This window comes from Globicatella sanguinis NBRC 15551, from assembly GCF_001552295.1.
GTDB lineage: Bacteria > Bacillota > Bacilli > Lactobacillales > Aerococcaceae > Globicatella > Globicatella sanguinis.
On the sequence record NZ_BCQX01000046.1, the window covers coordinates 1 to 17,976 of the forward strand.

Consider the following 17,976-nt stretch of genomic DNA (forward strand, 5'->3'; position numbering starts at 1 on the left):
CGTGGCGAGTACCAATCATCCAAGAAGATGTTAGACTAACCACGTTTTATATTATTTAGGCTAAAAATTGTTCGATGGCTTCAGGAACAGCTGAACTATTATTGACGATTTTACCATTCAATTTAATCAAGCCAACAGTATATAAATTGACATATCCAAATTGGGATTCTGCAATTTCTTGTAAGGCTTCGATTTTTTGTTGGTTAGTTCCACCTAATTGACGGGAGTCAGTGTATAAACCCACAATTGGGATACCAGCTTGATAAGCGACACCAATTTCTGAAGCGACACCTGGATCGATGACTTGTCCATCTAAGACTGCTAGTAACACATCGCTCGATAGGACAGCTTCGGTATCTAATTTGGCAATCATAGTTGAATCAGCATAAGCATTTTTATCGTTAATTTCACCCTGTTCTTGAGGCAAGAAAATTTCTAGGTCAGGTAGAGCTTCTCGAATTGTTTGAGCTAATTTAGCATTAAAAGCTAGTTCCATTTCAGTAAATAACGGGGCAGCAAAATATAATTTCGACATATCATAACCTCCAAAATCATTTAAACTACTCTTCATTATAGTGAAGCAAATCGAGAGAAGCAATTAGAAACAATGGAAATATTTTTCATACTACCGGAAAATTCGTGATAAAAAAGTTGGTTAATAAGTTAAAGTGGCTACGCGATAAATTAATTTAAAAAGAAAGCGTGACAAGAACTAAAGAGGTGTGAAGAAGGGACACAGGTAGAAACTGATCAGTCATTGTTGTATGCTAAGCAACTCAGTTTAACGCAAATAAAACATCGCAAAACCACGAGCATCATTCATGACAGAAGGGGTTGACAGAAGTTAAAGATTAATGTAATATAATAAGTTGCAAAGACGCAGGAAAGTAGTTTAGAAAACGGGTTGAAATATTGTCCAACAGCGTTTTCACGAAAAGAACAAAAGATACGAGCCAATAATTTTTCAAAAACTCGATCTCTTTTGTCTTTTTTTTGCCTAAAAATAGTACAAAAAGCGATTTGTTAGCTAAATGTAATATTTGTAACACAAACGTAACTTTCGGCGCTTTAATATTTAGAAGGGGTGAACAGCTTGAGTCAGCATCATATTGTAAAATACGGTAAAAAAGCTCAAAGACGTAGTTATGCGCGAATTGATGAAGTTTTGGAACTACCAAACTTAATCGAAATTCAAACTGATTCCTACCAATGGTTCCTTGATGAAGGATTGCGAGTAATGTTTGAAGATATTTCTCCAATTGTTGATCATACTGAGAATTTGGAGTTACATTTTATTGATTATGAATTTAAAGAAGCAAAATATAATTTAGAAGAGGCACGTAGCCATGATGCCAACTATTCTAAACCAATTTATGTGACTTTACGTTTAGTTAATAAAGAAACAGGAGAAGTAAAAGAACAAGAAGTATTCTTTGGTGATTTCCCAATCATGACCGAAATGGGTACATTCATTATTAACGGTGCTGAACGTGTCATCGTTTCGCAATTAGTTCGTTCTCCAGGTGTTTACTATCATGACCGAGTGGATAAAAAATCGCGTCATAGTTATACATCAACTGTCATTCCTAACCGTGGTGCATGGTTAGAATTTGAGACGGATGCTAAAGGAATTGCTTATGTGCGTATTGACCGTACACGTAAATTACCTTTAACCGCATTAGTTCGTGCATTAGGTTTTGGTTCAGATGAAGAAATTATTGATATTTTCAGTCAATCTGAATTATTAGATTTAACATTAGAAAAAGATGTTCATAAGAATATCACTGATTCACGTGTGGAAGAAGCCCTTAAAGATATTTACGAGCGTCTACGTCCAGGTGAACCAAAGACAGCAGAAAGCTCACGTAACTTATTAACAGCACGCTTCTTTGACCCACGTCGTTATGACTTAGCACCTGTAGGTCGTTATAAAGTTAATAAGAAATTACATTTAAAACATCGTTTACTTGGTCTAACATTAGCTGAAACGTTAGCTGACCCTGAAACAGGAGAAGTTATCTTTAGTGAAGGGACAGAATTAGATCAAGAAAAAATCGATATTTTAACACCATACTTAGATAACAATATTAATTTGGTTACTTTGCATCCGGCACCTGAAAGTGTTGTTGCGGAACCAATTGATTTACAAGTTATTCGTGTTTATTCACCAGCCGACCCTGAAAAAGTTATTAATATTATTGGTAATGGTAATATCGAAGGCGTTAAAAACTTAACACCGGCTGACATTATCGCCTCAATCAACTACTATTTAAACTTAGAATTAAACATTGGAACAACTGATGATATTGACCATTTAGGTAACCGTCGTATTCGTTCAGTGGGTGAATTATTACAAAACCAATTCCGTATTGGTTTAAGCCGAATGGAACGTGTGGTGCGCGAGCGTATGTCCTTACAAGATACTGCGACCATTACTCCACAACAATTAATTAACATTCGTCCGGTTGTAGCAGCTATTAAAGAATTCTTCGGTTCTTCTCAGTTGTCACAATTTATGGACCAATCAAATCCATTAAGTGAGTTAACTCATAAACGTCGTTTATCAGCCTTAGGGCCTGGTGGTTTAACGAGGGACCGTGCTGGATACGAAGTGCGTGACGTTCACTACTCTCACTATGGTCGTATGTGTCCGATTGAAACACCTGAAGGACCAAACATCGGATTAATTAATAGTTTATCTACCTATGCGAAAATTAATAAATTTGGTTTCATCGAAACACCTTACCGTAAAGTAGACAAAGAGTCCTTAAAAGTTACTGATGAAATTGTTTACTTATCAGCCGACGAAGAAGATTTATATACCGTTGCACAAGCTAACTCATTATTAAATGAAGATGGTTCATTCGTAAATGATGTAGTAATGGCACGTTATATTTCTGAGAATATAGAAGTACCAGTAAGTAAAGTTGACTTTATGGACGTTTCACCTAAACAAGTAGTAGCGGTAGCGACAGCTTCAATTCCATTCTTAGAAAACGATGACTCTAACCGTGCTTTGATGGGAGCGAACATGCAACGTCAAGCAGTGCCATTGGTTAATCCACAATCACCATTGATCGGAACAGGTATGGAATATAAAGCAGCTCACGACTCGGGAGCAGCCTTATTGTGTAAACGTGACGGTGAAGTAGTTTATGTGGATGCGAATCGTGTGAAAGTTAAAGTAGCGGATGGTTCTACCGATGAATATCGTTTAACTAAATTTGCTCGTTCAAATGCGGGAACTTGTTACAACCAACGTCCAATCGTAAAATTAGGGGATATCGTTGAGAAAAATGATATCTTAGCGGACGGACCTTCAATGGAAAATGGCGAAATGGCCTTAGGACAAAACCCATTAGTAGCCTTCATGACTTGGGATGGTTATAACTATGAGGACGCGGTCATCATGTCAGAGCGTTTAGTGAAAGATGATGTTTATACTTCTATTCACATCGAAGAATATGAATCAGAATCGCGTGATACGAAATTAGGACCTGAAGAAATTACGCGTGAAATCCCTAACGTAGGTGAAGATGCCCTTAAATACTTAGATAAGGACGGTATTATTTCTATTGGGGCTGAAGTGAAAGATGGTGACATCTTAGTAGGTAAAGTCACACCTAAAGGGGTAACCGAATTATCTGCTGAAGAACGTCTATTACACGCAATTTTTGGTGAAAAAGCTCGTGAAGTCCGTGATACTTCATTACGTGTGCCTCACGGTGGTGGCGGTATTGTTCATGATGTTAAAATCTTTACGCGTGAAGCTGGCGATGAATTAGCACCAGGTGTAAATAAATTAGTTCGTGTCTATATCGTTCAAAAACGTAAAATTAGTGAAGGGGATAAAATGGCCGGACGTCACGGTAATAAAGGGGTAGTATCCTTAATAATGCCGGAAGAAGACATGCCGTTTATGCCTGATGGAACACCAATTGACATTATGTTAAACCCATTAGGGGTACCTTCACGTATGAATATTGGACAAGTATTAGAATTACACTTAGGTATGGCTGCTCGTCAAATGGGCATTAAAATTGCGACTCCAGTCTTTGATGGTGCGACCGAAGAAGATGTTTGGGATACCGTTAAAGAAGCCGGATTAGAACAAGATGCGAAGACCATTCTTTATGATGGACGTACAGGAGAACCATTTGACCGTAAGATTTCTGTTGGGGTTATGTATATGATTAAATTAGCCCACATGGTTGATGATAAATTACATGCTCGTTCAACAGGACCTTACTCATTAGTAACGCAACAACCTTTAGGTGGTAAAGCACAATTTGGTGGACAACGTTTTGGTGAGATGGAAGTTTGGGCACTAGAAGCTTATGGTGCTGCTTATACTTTACAAGAAATCTTAACGTATAAATCCGATGATGTTGTGGGACGTGTGAAAACATATGAAGCAATCGTTAAAGGTCAACCAATTCCGCGTCCAGGTGTACCAGAATCCTTCCGCGTATTGGTAAAAGAATTACAAGCCTTAGGATTAGATCTTAAAGTATTAGATGCAGATGATAATGAAATCGAATTACGTGACGATGACGATGATGATGACGTAATTAACTACAATGCATTAGATAAATATCGTGAAGAACAAAAACAAGCTGAAAAAGCTAAACTAGAAGCAGAAGTTGGCGAAACAGAAAACAACACTGAAAAAGAGTCAGCAGAAGTAGAAACAGTTGAAGAATAGCCTAGGTGCCATTGGAGTATTAGGCGCTCCAAAATAAAAAAAGGAGGTCGGCCCCTTGATAGATGTTAATAATTTCGAAGCCATGCAAATTGGCTTAGCATCCTCCGAAAAAATTCGTAGTTGGTCATACGGTGAAGTAAAAAAACCTGAAACCATTAACTACCGTACATTAAAACCTGAACGTGACGGATTATTCTGTGAACGTATTTTCGGACCAACTAAAGATTGGGAATGTAGCTGTGGTAAATTAAAACGCGTTCGTTATAAAGGACGCGTCTGTGATCGCTGTGGTGTTGAAGTAACGAAAGCAAAAGTACGTCGTGAAAGAATGGGACATATTGAATTAGCTGCTCCAGTTACACACGTATGGTATTTCAAAGGAATTCCAAGTCGTATGGGATTAGTATTGGATATTAGTCCACGTTACTTAGAAGAAGTGATTTACTTTGCTTCATACATCGTTATTGATCCAGGTGATACCCCGTTAGAATTTAAATCATTGTTAACGGAAGCAGAATATCGTGAGAAAAAACGCGAATACGGTGACCGTTTCTATGCCAAAATGGGTGCAGAAGCCGTTAAAGAATTATTAGAAATGGTAGACGTTGAAAAAGAAGTTGAAGAATTAAGAGAAATCTTAAAAACAGCAACTGGTCAAAAACGTACACGTGCGATTCGCCGTTTAGACATCTTAGATGCTTTCAATGAATCAGGTAATAAACCAGAATGGATGGTATTAGATGTCCTACCAGTTATCCCACCTGATATTCGTCCAATGGTTCAATTAGAAGGTGGACGTTTTGCGACAAGTGACTTGAATGATCTATACCGTCGTGTTATTAACCGTAATAACCGTTTGAAACGCTTATTAGATTTAGGTGCTCCTGGTATTATTGTTCAAAACGAAAAACGTATGTTACAAGAAGCGGTTGACGCTTTAATCGATAATGGCCGTCGTGGTCGTGCCGTAACGGGACCAGGTAACCGTCCATTAAAATCTTTATCGCATATGTTAAAAGGGAAACAAGGTCGTTTCCGTCAAAACTTATTAGGTAAACGTGTAGACTACTCGGGGCGTTCTGTTATCGTCGTTGGACCTAACTTAAAAATGTACCAATGTGGTTTACCAAAGGAAATGGCAATTGAATTATTCAAGCCTTTTGTAATGAAAGAATTAGTTGAACGTGAAATTGCTAGCAACATCAAAAATGCTAAACGTATGATTGAAACTCAAGATGATGCGATTTGGCCTGTAATTGAAGAAGTTATTCGTGAACATCCAGTGTTGCTTAACCGTGCACCTACGCTTCACCGTTTAGGAATTCAAGCTTTCGAGCCAACATTAGTTGAAGGTCGCGCAATCCGTCTACACCCATTAGTGTGTGAGGCATATAATGCCGACTTTGACGGGGACCAAATGGCGGTACACGTACCTTTATCAGAAGAAGCACAAGCAGAAGCACGTTTGTTAATGCTAGCAGCGCAAAACATCTTAAACCCTAAAGATGGTAAACCTGTTGTAACACCATCTCAAGATATGGTCTTAGGTAACTATTATCTAACTTTAGAAGAACCAGGACGTATCGGTGAAGGTTTAGTGTTAAGTAGTGTGGGTGAAGCAGAAATCGCTTATCAAAATGGTTATGTACATTTACATACACGTGTTGCCATTCCAGCTAAAGCATTACCTGGAAAACCATTTACTGAATGGCAAAAAGAACGTTTAATGGTGACAACAATTGGTAAATTATTCTTCAATGAAATTATGCCAATAGAGTTTCCTTACTTAAACGAACCGACTAATACTAACCTAACCCAACAAACACCTGATAAATATTTCTTAGAACCGGGAACAGATGTACCAGAAGCGATTGCTGCAATGGAGATGGTACCACCGTTTAAGAAAAAAGACTTTGGTAATATTATCGCAGAAGTCTTCAAACGATTCCAAATTACAGAAACGTCTGTGATGTTGGACAAATTGAAAAACTTAGGTTACAAGTATTCAACACGTGCTGGTATTACTGTTGGGGTTGCCGATGTATTACGTCTAGAATCTAAAGAGGGTATTTTAGAGGAAGCACATAAAAAAGTTGAAAATATCACAAAACAATATCGTCGTGGTTTAATTACCGAAGATGAACGTTATGGAAGTGTTATTCGTACTTGGGAACAAGCAAAAGATAAGATTCAAGATGATCTTAAGAGTTCATTACCAAGATTAAACCCAATCCATATGATGTCGGATTCAGGTGCCCGTGGTAATATCTCTAACTTTACTCAATTAGCGGGTATGCGTGGTAACATGGCGGCGCCAAGTGGTAAGATTATCGAATTACCGATTACATCAAACTTCCGTGAAGGATTATCGGTCTTAGAGATGTTTATTTCTACTCACGGTGCTCGTAAAGGGATGACCGATACGGCCTTGAAGACAGCCGACTCAGGTTATTTAACACGTCGTTTAGTTGACGTAGCGCAAGATGTGATCGTTCGTGAAGACGACTGTGGTACGGATAAAGGGATTGTGATTACCGAAATTGCCGACGGAAATAGTGTGATTGAGTCATTAGAAGAACGATTAATTGGTCGTTATACTCAAAAAACAGTCCGTCACCCTGAAACAGGTGAAGTAATTATTGGACCAAATGAATTAATTTCTGAAGATTTAGCAGCGACTATCGTCAATGCAGGTATTAAAGAAGTAACGATTCGTTCAGTCTTTACATGTAATACACAACATGGTGTATGTAAAAAATGTTATGGCCGTAACTTGGCGACCGGATCTGAAGTAGAAGTTGGGGAAGCGGTCGGAACGATCGCAGCTCAATCAATCGGAGAACCTGGTACTCAGTTAACCATGCGTACTTTCCATACCGGAGGGGTTGCGGGTGGTGGCGATATCACTCAAGGTTTACCTCGTATTCAAGAGATTTTTGAAGCGCGTAATCCTAAAGGACAAGCGACTATTACGGAAGTAGCCGGTGTTGTGGAATCGATCGAAGAAAAAGCGGGCGACCGTTCGAAAGATATTACGATAGCTGGTAACGGTGATACTCGTACTTATAATGTTGCTTATCAAGCACGCTTGAAAGTAAAAGAAGGCGATATGGTTGAACGTGGTCAAGCATTGACGGAAGGTTCCATTGATCCAAAAGAATTGTTACGTGTTACTGACGTGATTACAGTTGAAAAATACTTATTACGTGAAGTACAAGCGGTATACCGTGGCCAAGGGGTAGAGATTGGCGATAAACACGTCGAAGTAATGGTTCGTCAAATGTTACGTAAAGTACGCGTTATGGACCCTGCAGGCACAAAAATTCTACCAGGTGCTTTAATGGATATCGCAGACTTTGCTCGTGCGAATGCATCTTCTATTAAAGCGGGAGAAATCCCTGCGACGGCGCGTCCAGTGTTATTAGGAATTACCAAAGCAGCCTTAGAAACGAATTCATTTATTTCTGCTGCATCCTTCCAAGAAACAACTCGTGTCTTAACAGATGCAGCCATTCGCGGTAAGAAAGATGTCTTATTAGGACTAAAAGAGAATGTTACAATTGGTAAATTAATCCCTGCTGGTACTGGTATGACCAGATATCGTAATATCAAATCAAACCTAGACGTACAAGCAGAATTAAACGAGGCTGAAGCAATAGCAGCGACCGAAGTAACTGAAACCACAGAAGTAGAATAATTTAGCGCAGTGGTTGAGTGATTCCAATTAAAGTCTCAATGACTTGTTTGAGAGCTGGTCACCTGTGCGAGTGGTGGACAGACGAAGTGAAAATCCATTGGTTTTCTACTTCTGGTTCACTCCCAATTCTGCGGGGGTGGACAGACGCAGCGAAAGTCATTTGGCTTTCTACGTCTTGCCCGCCTTCATTGAGAAGTAATAGAGGTTGAACTAAAACAAAAAAGTTTTGGTTCGACCTCTTTTTTGTTTGTTATAAAAGCGATTGATTCAGAAAATAACAGTCATTCTGATTCTTCCCTACTTTCAATCGGAAATCAAACTTAATTAAAGAAGACTAATTAAATTAAAAATGTTATAATATTCAAATGAAAAAATAAAGGAGGGATAACCAGAATAAAAAAACTATGTGAACTATTTATTTTATTTATACCCCTATAAATTATATGTATAACGAAGTGTTATTATGCTATTGTGAATTACTGTTCAAAGTCTTATGATTAAGATAGTACATGAAGGGGGAATAAATAATGCGTAAAATTATTATGTTTGGTGTTCGGGATGAAGAAAGAATCGTCGCTGAGAATTGGGCGAAGGAACATCAAGTAGAATTATCAATAAATGAAGAAAATTTTACACCTGAATTAATCGAACGAGTGAAGGGTTATGATGGCTTATCTTTATCACAAGTAGGAAAATTAGATGAGTCATTATATGCACAATTACATCAAATGGGAATTAAGCAAATTGCGCAACGAAGTGCGGGAGTAGACATGTATAATTTGGCTTTGGCTAAAGAGAATGACATTATTATTTCAAACGTACCAAGTTACTCACCAGAATCGATTGCTGAATGGACAGTTGCAATGGCTTTAAATATCATTCGTAAATATGATTTAATTCAAGAAAGAGTGAATGAACATAATTTCTCATGGACACCTGAAATCCGCGGGCGTTTAATGGGAGACATGAAAGTTGCGGTATTAGGAACAGGACGTATTGGTCAAGCAGTGGCACGTTTCTTTAAAGGGTTTGGTTGTGAAATTATCGGTTATGATTTATATCCAAATACGCAATTATCTGATTTATTAACCTATGGTGACTCTATTGAAGAGGTCATTAAGGATGCCGATATTATTTCGTTACACATGCCAGCAACTGAAGAAAATCATTATTTATTCGATAAAGAATTATTATTAAAATGTAAAAAAGATGCGATTTTATTAAATATGGCACGAGGTGCTTTAATTGATACGAAAGCTTTAATTGAAGTATTGGATGAGGGGCATTTAATGGGAGCCGGTTTGGATACTTATGAAGAGGAAGGGCCATTGATTCCTAAAAACTTAACAGACCAAACAATTGAAGATGAGTTATTCCTGCAAGTTATTAATCATCCAAAGATCATTTATTCACCACACATTGCTTTTTATACGGATGAAGCCGTGAAGAACTTAGTTGAAGGTGGATTAAATGCAACAGTAGAAGTCATTGAAACGGGAACGACCCGTAATCGTGTAAATTAATTAAATAATAAAAGCGGTAAACGTCAATAATAGAGTAAGGAATGTGAACAAGATGGAAAGTAAAATGACAGCAAATAAATTTGCGATGAATATTTTAAATGGATTGGCATTGGGGACGGTAGTGGTCTTGATTCCAGGGGCATTACTATCGGAATTATTTAAAGCGATTATGCCAGGATCTCCAATTTTAAATGCCTTAGCCATGTCTAATTCTATGTTAGGATTAGTTTGTGGTATGATGGTTGGATTGAATTTTAAATTTAATCCGATCCAATCGGCTTCAGTCGGATTGGCGGCGATGTATGCTTCAGGTGCCGTTCAATTTGCTGATGGGGCGATGACGATTAAAGGGACCGGCGATATTATAAATGTTGGTTTAACAGCCGCTTTAGCTGCATTGGTGATTTTATTAGTAGGCGATAAATTAAAATCGTATACTATTATTGTCATTCCGGCATTATTATTAGCTGGTGTTGGCGGTCTTGGAAGAATGATTTTACCTTATGTTACTAGCATTACAACCTTAATTGGACAAGGGGTTGCTTCATTATTAACACTGCAACCGATTATAATGTGTATTCTGATTGCGATTATTTTTGCGATTTTAATTGTTTCTCCTATTACTACCGTCGGCATCGCTTTAGCTGTTGGATTATCAGGTATTGGTTCTGGTGCTGGTAACTTAGGTATTTGTGCTTGTGGTTTTGGTTTAGCGATTATGGGATGGAATGTCAATGGTGTGGGTACAAGTATGGCACATTTTATTGGCTCACCCAAAATGTCCATGCCAGTCGTAGTGAAAAATCCTAAAACAATGATTCCAATTATCGCTAATGCAGCCGTCTGTGGTTTGGTTGCTCAAATTTTCAATATTCAAGGAACGCCAATGTCCGCTGGTTTTGGTTTTTCAGGGTTAGTTGGGCCGATTAATGCAATAAACTTAGCTGAAGGTGGCTTTGGCAATGTTATGAATATTTTAGTGTCGATTTTAGCGTTTATTGTGATTCCAGTGGCAATGGGATTCGTATTTAAACATGTCTTTACCAAAGTAATGCCAATTGTCTCTGAAGAAGATTATCGCTTAGACTTATAATGATAGGATGTCTAGGCAGAAAGCTACTGATGTAGCTTTGAGTTGATAAACTTTTCATTATTAAAAAGTCAATATGTAGACGAAAGAACACCACCTAAATGGCAACAAGGCTATTTAAGTGGTGTTTTTGTTTAATTTGATTTGATGGCTTCAATAAATTCTTGAATCGCTGAGGTAGTCACAAAATCTTTGCGAGTAGCGATACCGATGGGGTAGAAGTTATTCTTCTCAACGAAAGGAATCCATTTTAATCCTTTATTGTCACTGAGTGCTTGAAATTCAGAAGGTAAAATGGTAATTGCGTTAAGCTCTTTTAAGCTATGTAATAAGACTGCCCAGTCGTTATGCACAAATACGATATTAGGATCAAAACCAGCTGCGTGACAACTCCGTGTTAACATTTCGCCTAACATGAAATGATGCGTCAAGCTAGAAATGTTTTGCCCTTTTAAGTCGATGATTTGAATCGCCTCTTTGTTAGCTAAGGGATTATTTTCAGGAATGACGACCGACACCCAATAGCCTTGGGTAGAAGTAGCTAGAGGTTCGATTGAAATTTCGGGATAAAGTTGGGGGAATGATAATAATCCCACATCGATTTCCTTATCAACCAGCATTTTTTGTAGTTGACGTGAACCATCTTGGAAAATAGCTAATTCAACATTACTATGGGTTGCAATAAAGTGAGAGATTTGTTTCATAAATTGAATGGCGAATAGGGTCGTTAAGCCTACTTTTATTTTTTCAATAGGTTGGTGCTTGTATTGCGAAACTTTATCAATTAGCTTTTCAAAGTCCTCGACTATTTTAATCCCTTCATCATACAAGACTTGTCCTGTTTCAGTTAACATCATCCCTTCATCGGTCATATTAAACAGCACAGTATTGAGTTCAGATTCAAGTTTTTTGATGGTTTGTGATAAAGTGGGTTGCGTAACAAAAAGACTTTTAGCCGCTCTCGAAAGATTTTTTGATTCGGCAATTGCAATAAAATATTTTAATTGTCTAATATCCATGAAGGTAACCTCTTTCCTATCTAACTAATATTAGTATAACATAAACGATTTGAGTCACTATTACCAACTTTAGTCTGATTTTTATGAGCAAAGTTGATATATAATGAAATCATTCCCAAAAATTGGTATAATGACGTTAATAAACTCTTTGGAGGTGTTATGGATGTATTATGGATACGATAGTACGATGATTTTAGTGTTAATTGGAGCGGCATTAGTAATGTTTGCTCAATCACGTGTGACAAGTACCTTTAGAAAATATGACGAATTAGAGTCTCTTAACCAAATTACAGGAAGACAAGCAGCTCAAACTTTATTACAAGCGTCCAATATACATGACGTTTCAATCGAACATGTTGCGGGCCATTTATCTGATCATTATGATTCAAGATCAAAAGTTTTAAGATTATCGGATGCAACCGATCAATCAACATCGATTGCAGCCATATCGGTAGCGGCTCATGAGTGCGGACATGCGCTGCAGGATGCAGAAAGCTACGGTTTCTTAAAATTACGTAGTTCATTTGCACCGATTGCCCAATTTGGCTCTAGTTTATCAATGCCTTTATTAATGGCTGGTTTTATCTTAAATATTTTTTCGTTAGTATGGATTGGGATTATTGCTTTTGGTTTAGCTTTAGCGTTTCAAATTATTACTTTACCGGTTGAATTTGATGCGAGCAAGCGTGCCTTAGCGATTATGGAGTCTCATCATTTAATTGAGCCAGAGGAATTACCAGCAGCGAAAAAAGTATTGAATGCGGCAGCCTTTACCTATGTTGCTAGCACATTAAATAGTGCGTTCACCTTATTACGTTTTATTTTAATCGCAAATAGTCGTCGTCGTGACTAAGGAGAGATTGGATGAGTATATTTCAACGTATTTTACGGGGAAAAGTAAATGTAAACTTAGCGAATGACTTAGCTAAGAAAGTCAATGATGAAGTGAAGAAGATGCCTTCTATTAATATTTTAGTGGCAGGAAAAACTGGGAGTGGCAAAAGCACCTTAATTAATGCTCTCTTTAGAGAGAATATCGCTAAGACAGGGGTGGGGATGCCTGTAACCCAGCACGTTGAAAAGTTGACAAAAGAGGGCGTCCCGTTAACCCTCTATGATACAAAAGGATTAGAATTAACGGCAGAGGCTCAAAAAGAGGTATTAAAAAGCCTTGCACATTTAATTAATATCCAAAAAGAATTGGGCAATGGTCAGGAAATTCATTTAGCTTATTATTGTGTGAATGCTAATATGTCACGTATTGAAGCAATGGAAGTCGAAATAATCAGGGCCTTAGCGAGTGCATTACCAGTTGTTTTAGTCGTAACCCAATCGATTGGCCAAGAAACAAATGATTTTATTGAGTATTTAAAAGAGTTAGCTTTACCAATCGAGGGCGTTGTGCCGGTATTAGCCAAAGAATACGCGCTCTCATCACATCAAAAAATACCTGCACATGGTTTACAGGACTTGATTGATATTACCTTAAAAATAATTCCATCAAAGGTACATCAGGCTTTTATCAACGCCCAACAAATCGATATTGATCGCAAAGTCGAAGATGCGAGACGTTGGGCTAAGCGTTATATTAAAACTTCTTTTGGTGTAGGCTTTACCCCCATACCGGTATCGGATGCAGCCATTCTGGTGCCAATGCAAATTACGATGTTAGGCCATATAACAGCTATTTTTGGTTTGTCATTAGAAAAATCACAAATTATAAGTATGTTAGCTGGTGTAGGCGGTACGGGAGGTGCCACGGCCTTAGGTAAATATTTAGCGGGTAATTTATTAAAGTTTATTCCTGGCGTGGGGACGATAACTGGCGGAGTGATTAGTGGTATGACTGCTAGTAGCTTAACCATTGCTTTAGCCTATAGCTATATAGAAGTGCTTAAGCAAATAGCTAAAGCTGAAATGATTGGTCACGATATAGGCTTAAATGAAATTTCAAAATTAATGGGAGCAAATTTTAATGAACAATTAAAAGAAGTCTCAAAAATGTTGCCCGATTCAGTGAAGAATCAATTACCACTGTGGACTAGAAGCTTCTTTGTCGAAAATTATTAAAAGAATGAGACACGATTCTTAGCAAAATGGACCTAATTAAGTAATGATTAGTGTCTTCCATGACGCTAGGAATCTTTTTTTGACGAATAAAGGACTAACTGTTACTAGAAAAGCCTTTCATTTATAAAAGGTGTGACATTTAGTCAAAATTCCGTTAAAATGTATCTATATGTGTAAATTTTTAAAAACATGAAATAAATAATATTTAGGAGTGAACCATTCGTGAGTGAACATGAAATTCAAGAAACATTAAACGACCAACTCATTGCGCGTCGTGAGAAAATGGTAAATATGGAGGAATCAACAGAAGTCAATCCGTTTGATTCTGGATTTGTACGGACGCATACTTCTAGTCAAATTCATTCAGCTTATGATCATTTAGATAAAGAAACCTTGGCTGAAGGAGAGAAGATTATGGTCTCAGTAGCCGGAAGAATGGTTTCAAAACGTGGAAAAGGAAAAGCTGGTTTTGCTCATTTATTGGACATGGATGGCAAAATTCAAGTATACGTTCGTCAAGATGGTGTTGGCGAAGCCACTTATCCTTGGTTTAAAGTGGCAGACTTGGGAGATATCGTGGGAGTCACTGGTTATGTATTTAAAACGAATACCGGAGAAGTATCCGTTCATGCAACTGAATTTGTCCCACTAACAAAAGCATTACGTCCATTACCGGACAAATTCCATGGTTTAACCAATGTGGAACAGCGTTACCGTCAACGTTACTTAGATTTAATTAGTAATGATGACAGTCGTAATCGTTTCATTAACCGTTCAAAAATTTTACGTGAAATTCGTCATTACCTAGATGATGCGGGGTATTTAGAAGTTGAAACACCAACATTACATAACTTAGCTGGTGGTGCGAGTGCTAGACCATTTATTACGCATCATAATGCTTTAGATATGGAATTATATTTACGTATTGCCTTAGAATTGCACTTAAAACGATTGGTAGTGGGTGGTATGGAAAAGGTTTATGAAATAGGTCGCGTATTCCGTAATGAAGGAATTGATACGACCCATAACCCAGAATTCACCATGTTAGAAGTTTATACAGCCTACACTGTCTATACGGATATTATGGATCTAACCGAAGGTTTAATTAAATCTGTTGCTGAAAAAGTTTTAGGAACTACTACTGTTGAATATGATGGTCAAGCTATTGAATTAGGTAAGCCTTGGGCCCGCCGTCATATGGTCGATATGATTAAAGAAGTAACGGGTGTCGATTTCTGGCAAGAAATGACTTTTGAAGAAGCCAAAGCACTAGCCAAAGAACATCATGTTGAAGTCAACCCACACGATTTAACAGTGGGACATATTATTAATAATTTCTTTGAAACTCATTGTGAAGAAAAATGTATTCAACCAACCTTTGTCTATGGACATCCGGTAGAAATTTCACCATTAGCACGAAAAAATGAAGAGGATCCTCGTTTCACCGATCGTTTTGAACTCTTTATCGTTGGAAAAGAGTATGCTAATGCCTTTACGGAGTTAACAGACCCAATCGATCAACGTGAACGTTTTGAAGCGCAAATGGCGGAAAAAAATGCTGGAAACGACGAAGCTCATCCAGTGGATGAAGACTTTTTAGAAGCATTAGAATATGGTATGCCACCAACCGGAGGATTAGGAATTGGGATTGACCGCTTAATCATGTTATTGACTGATTCACAATCGATTCGTGACGTATTATTATTCCCAACATTAAGAAACAACTAAAAAATCAATTCACATAAAATAATAGCTCTGTACTGTTCATTTATTTGAACAGTACAGAGCTATTTATATTGTTGAGACAACAGAATTAAGGATTCTTAGTCTTTATAACATTATTTTGCGAATTCAGCCGCATTTTTACCTGCAATTCGTCCGAATACCGAAATATCGGCCATTGCCGCTGAACCTAGTCGGTTAGAACCATGGATGCCACCGGTTACTTCTCCGGCTGCATAGAGTCCTTCGATTACTTCGCCATCTGTATTTAATACTTGAGCTTCTGTATTAATTTTTAATCCGCCCATGGTATGGTGAACAGCTGGACCGGCTTTTAACATATAGAATGGCGCTTCTTCAATGGTCCAACCTAACATACGAAGGTTCCATTCAGGGTCTTCGTTCTTCTTAGAATTTTCATTAAAGGTCGCTACCGTTTCTTTAAATTGTTCTTTATCGATATCAAAATGTTCTGCTAATTCATCTAAGGTATCAGCTTTGACTAATAATCCGCGTTTGAATAAGCTTTCGGCTTCTGCCGGGTGAGAATGGATAGTCCCGGTGGTTTCAGAAGATTTTTCATCCCATACAAGGTAACCAACGTGATCCGTTTGCTCTTTAATAGCCAATGAGATAGCACGTCGAGTATCTAATTCTTCTACAAAACGAGTTCCTTCTTTATTAACTAAAAGGGCACCTCCTACAAGTCGAGTATCTCCGACATAAAGCAGTTTACCGGTTTCAACATCACAAATTGGGTATAATTGGATTTTATCCATGCCGACTGTATCAGCATTGAGTGCTTTGGCCATAGTAATACCGTCTCCAGTTGCACCTGGTGAATTTGTTGATAAGACGTGTTCATCCACTTCAGGGTCATTTTCATGTAACATTTCATCATTAGCGCCAAAGCCTCCGGAAGCTAAAACTACCGCATCAGCTTTAACTGTTAAAATTGAAGTAGGGGTCTCAACTTTTACACCCACAATTTTGCCATCTTCAGCTAAAAGTTCTTTTACATCATGTTCCGTTAAAACTGGGATGTCTAATTCTTCAGCTTTTGTTTTATATTTGGAAATTAATTCATTACCAGTATGACCTTCGGGAATTAATGAGCGTTTCACTGAGTGTCCTCCAAAGAACATTAATGAGTCTAACCATTTTACGCCAATTTCATCACGTAACCATTCAGCAGTAGGAGTAGCATTTTCTGCCACCACTTTAATTAATTCAGGGTCACCTCCCGCAACTTCAACGTCTTTTATGAAGTTTTCAGGTGAATCTTCAATGCCTTCTTTTTCTTGTAACCAGTTGCCAGGTGCTGCATATTCACCACCTGAAATTAGAGTGTTACCACCAACTACCGGTAGTTTTTCTAACAGAACCACATCTGCTCCTTCTAGTTTCGCCGTTACAGCAGCAGCGAATCCACCACCACCAGCACCCACAACGACTACATCAGTTTCCATTGTTTCTTCTGTTTTTTCAGTAATTTCTTCTTTTTTACCTTGGAAGTTTTTGGTATCGCCGCCAGCTTTTTCAATCGCTTTGGTTAATGCGGTAATAAAAGCCGTTGAGGTTTGTGAAGCTCCTGACACAACGTCTAACTCAATTGATTGATTGTTAATAGCTTCTTCAACTAAACGATTAATAGCCTCTTCGCCTAATCCACCTGTTTCACCGTGTTCGGTTTGAATGTCGATGATTTTTCCATCTTCTAATGTAACAGTAACCGTAATGTCACCGCCAGAGCCGGTCTCAGTAGCAGATCCTGTTTCAGCTGCCATAACTTGAGGTGCTAAAGAAGTAACGAATAAAGTGATACTTGTAGCCACTAATAGAATGACTGATAAAATTTTTGAAATGTTTTTCATCAAACAAATTCCTCTCCTTACTATATATTATGGACTATAAATATTTATAATATCCAACTACAATTTTAACATTAAGTATTGTGCAAAGATACACATAATAAGTAAGCGTTTGATTAATGTTATGAAAAAACACTCATAATTTCCTCATAAATAGTTAAGCCAGTTTCTATGAGGTATAAAAGCCATAGGAAAGAAAAAAATAATAAATTTAATATTTATCAGTTTACTTAGGATGACAATATTTAGTGGACTATGTTATATTATTCTCAAAGTCTA

The 17,976-nt window shown here is 37.7% G+C and carries 10 protein-coding genes; 7 read left to right on the forward strand and 3 right to left on the reverse strand.

Translation table 11 applies throughout. The features are described from left to right. Positions 1-55 precede the first annotated feature (55 nt). The gene (locus tag GSA01S_RS05385; protein WP_066125591.1) at positions 56-535 is read right to left on the reverse strand and encodes a nucleoside 2-deoxyribosyltransferase; all 480 of its coding nucleotides are present in this window, start codon (positions 533-535) and stop codon (positions 56-58) included. A 558-nt stretch (positions 536-1,093) separates the two neighbouring features. Between GSA01S_RS05385 and rpoB the strand changes: the two genes are divergently transcribed. From rpoB to GSA01S_RS05405, 4 genes are all read left to right on the forward strand, one after another. Beyond that, positions 1,094-4,705, forward strand: a complete 3,612-nt coding sequence (gene rpoB, locus GSA01S_RS05390; protein WP_371441398.1) for a DNA-directed RNA polymerase subunit beta — start codon at positions 1,094-1,096, stop codon at positions 4,703-4,705. 55 nt (positions 4,706-4,760) lie between these two features. Continuing rightward, entirely contained in the window at positions 4,761-8,402 is a 3,642-nt protein-coding gene (rpoC, locus tag GSA01S_RS05395; RefSeq protein ID WP_066125594.1) for a DNA-directed RNA polymerase subunit beta', read from the forward strand. Between the two features lie 527 nt (positions 8,403-8,929). Then, positions 8,930-9,925 (forward strand): D-2-hydroxyacid dehydrogenase, encoded by a 996-nt coding sequence (locus GSA01S_RS05400; protein ID WP_066125596.1) that lies wholly within the window; start codon positions 8,930-8,932, stop codon positions 9,923-9,925. A 43-nt stretch (positions 9,926-9,968) separates the two neighbouring features. After that, complete coding sequence (locus tag GSA01S_RS05405) at positions 9,969-11,018, forward strand: PTS sugar transporter subunit IIC (RefSeq protein WP_174519400.1); 1,050 nt, start codon at positions 9,969-9,971, stop codon at positions 11,016-11,018. A gap of 131 nt (positions 11,019-11,149) precedes the next feature. On the opposite strand, the gene GSA01S_RS05410 is transcribed toward GSA01S_RS05405, so the two are convergent. Next, the gene (locus GSA01S_RS05410) at positions 11,150-12,034 is read right to left on the reverse strand and encodes a LysR family transcriptional regulator (protein ID WP_066125599.1); all 885 of its coding nucleotides are present in this window, start codon (positions 12,032-12,034) and stop codon (positions 11,150-11,152) included. A 163-nt stretch (positions 12,035-12,197) separates the two neighbouring features. On the opposite strand from GSA01S_RS05410, the gene GSA01S_RS05415 reads away from it, so the two are divergent. The 3 genes from GSA01S_RS05415 to lysS all read left to right on the forward strand — a co-directional run bounded on the left by GSA01S_RS05415 (position 12,198) and on the right by lysS (position 15,832). After that, positions 12,198-12,887 (forward strand): zinc metallopeptidase, encoded by a 690-nt coding sequence (locus tag GSA01S_RS05415; RefSeq protein ID WP_066125601.1) that lies wholly within the window; start codon positions 12,198-12,200, stop codon positions 12,885-12,887. 11 nt (positions 12,888-12,898) lie between these two features. After that, positions 12,899-14,104: a YcjF family protein gene (locus GSA01S_RS05420; RefSeq protein ID WP_066125603.1), complete on the forward strand. Its 1,206-nt coding sequence runs from the start codon at positions 12,899-12,901 to the stop codon at positions 14,102-14,104. Positions 14,105-14,326: 222 nt separating this feature from the next. Next, the gene (lysS, locus tag GSA01S_RS05425; protein WP_066125605.1) at positions 14,327-15,832 is read left to right on the forward strand and encodes a lysine--tRNA ligase; all 1,506 of its coding nucleotides are present in this window, start codon (positions 14,327-14,329) and stop codon (positions 15,830-15,832) included. 110 nt (positions 15,833-15,942) lie between these two features. Here lysS and GSA01S_RS05430 read toward each other — a convergent pair whose 3' ends face one another. Continuing rightward, on the reverse strand, positions 15,943-17,700 hold the full coding sequence (locus tag GSA01S_RS05430; RefSeq protein WP_066125607.1) for a flavocytochrome c: 1,758 nt from the start codon (positions 17,698-17,700) through the stop codon (positions 15,943-15,945). Positions 17,701-17,976 lie beyond the last annotated feature (276 nt).

Excerpts from the sequence above, each read along its gene's own strand:
- GSA01S_RS05385 (WP_066125591.1), bottom strand. The coding sequence starts at position 535 with ATGTCGAAATTATATTTTGCTGCCCCGTTATTTACTGAAATGGAACTA.
- GSA01S_RS05400 (WP_066125596.1), top strand. The coding sequence starts at position 8,930 with ATGCGTAAAATTATTATGTTTGGTGTTCGGGATGAAGAAAGAATCGTC.
- GSA01S_RS05430 (WP_066125607.1), bottom strand. The coding sequence starts at position 17,700 with ATGAAAAACATTTCAAAAATTTTATCAGTCATTCTATTAGTGGCTACA.
- GSA01S_RS05415 (WP_066125601.1), top strand. The coding sequence starts at position 12,198 with ATGTATTATGGATACGATAGTACGATGATTTTAGTGTTAATTGGAGCG.
- GSA01S_RS05410 (WP_066125599.1), bottom strand. The coding sequence starts at position 12,034 with ATGGATATTAGACAATTAAAATATTTTATTGCAATTGCCGAATCAAAA.
- GSA01S_RS05420 (WP_066125603.1), top strand. The coding sequence starts at position 12,899 with ATGAGTATATTTCAACGTATTTTACGGGGAAAAGTAAATGTAAACTTA.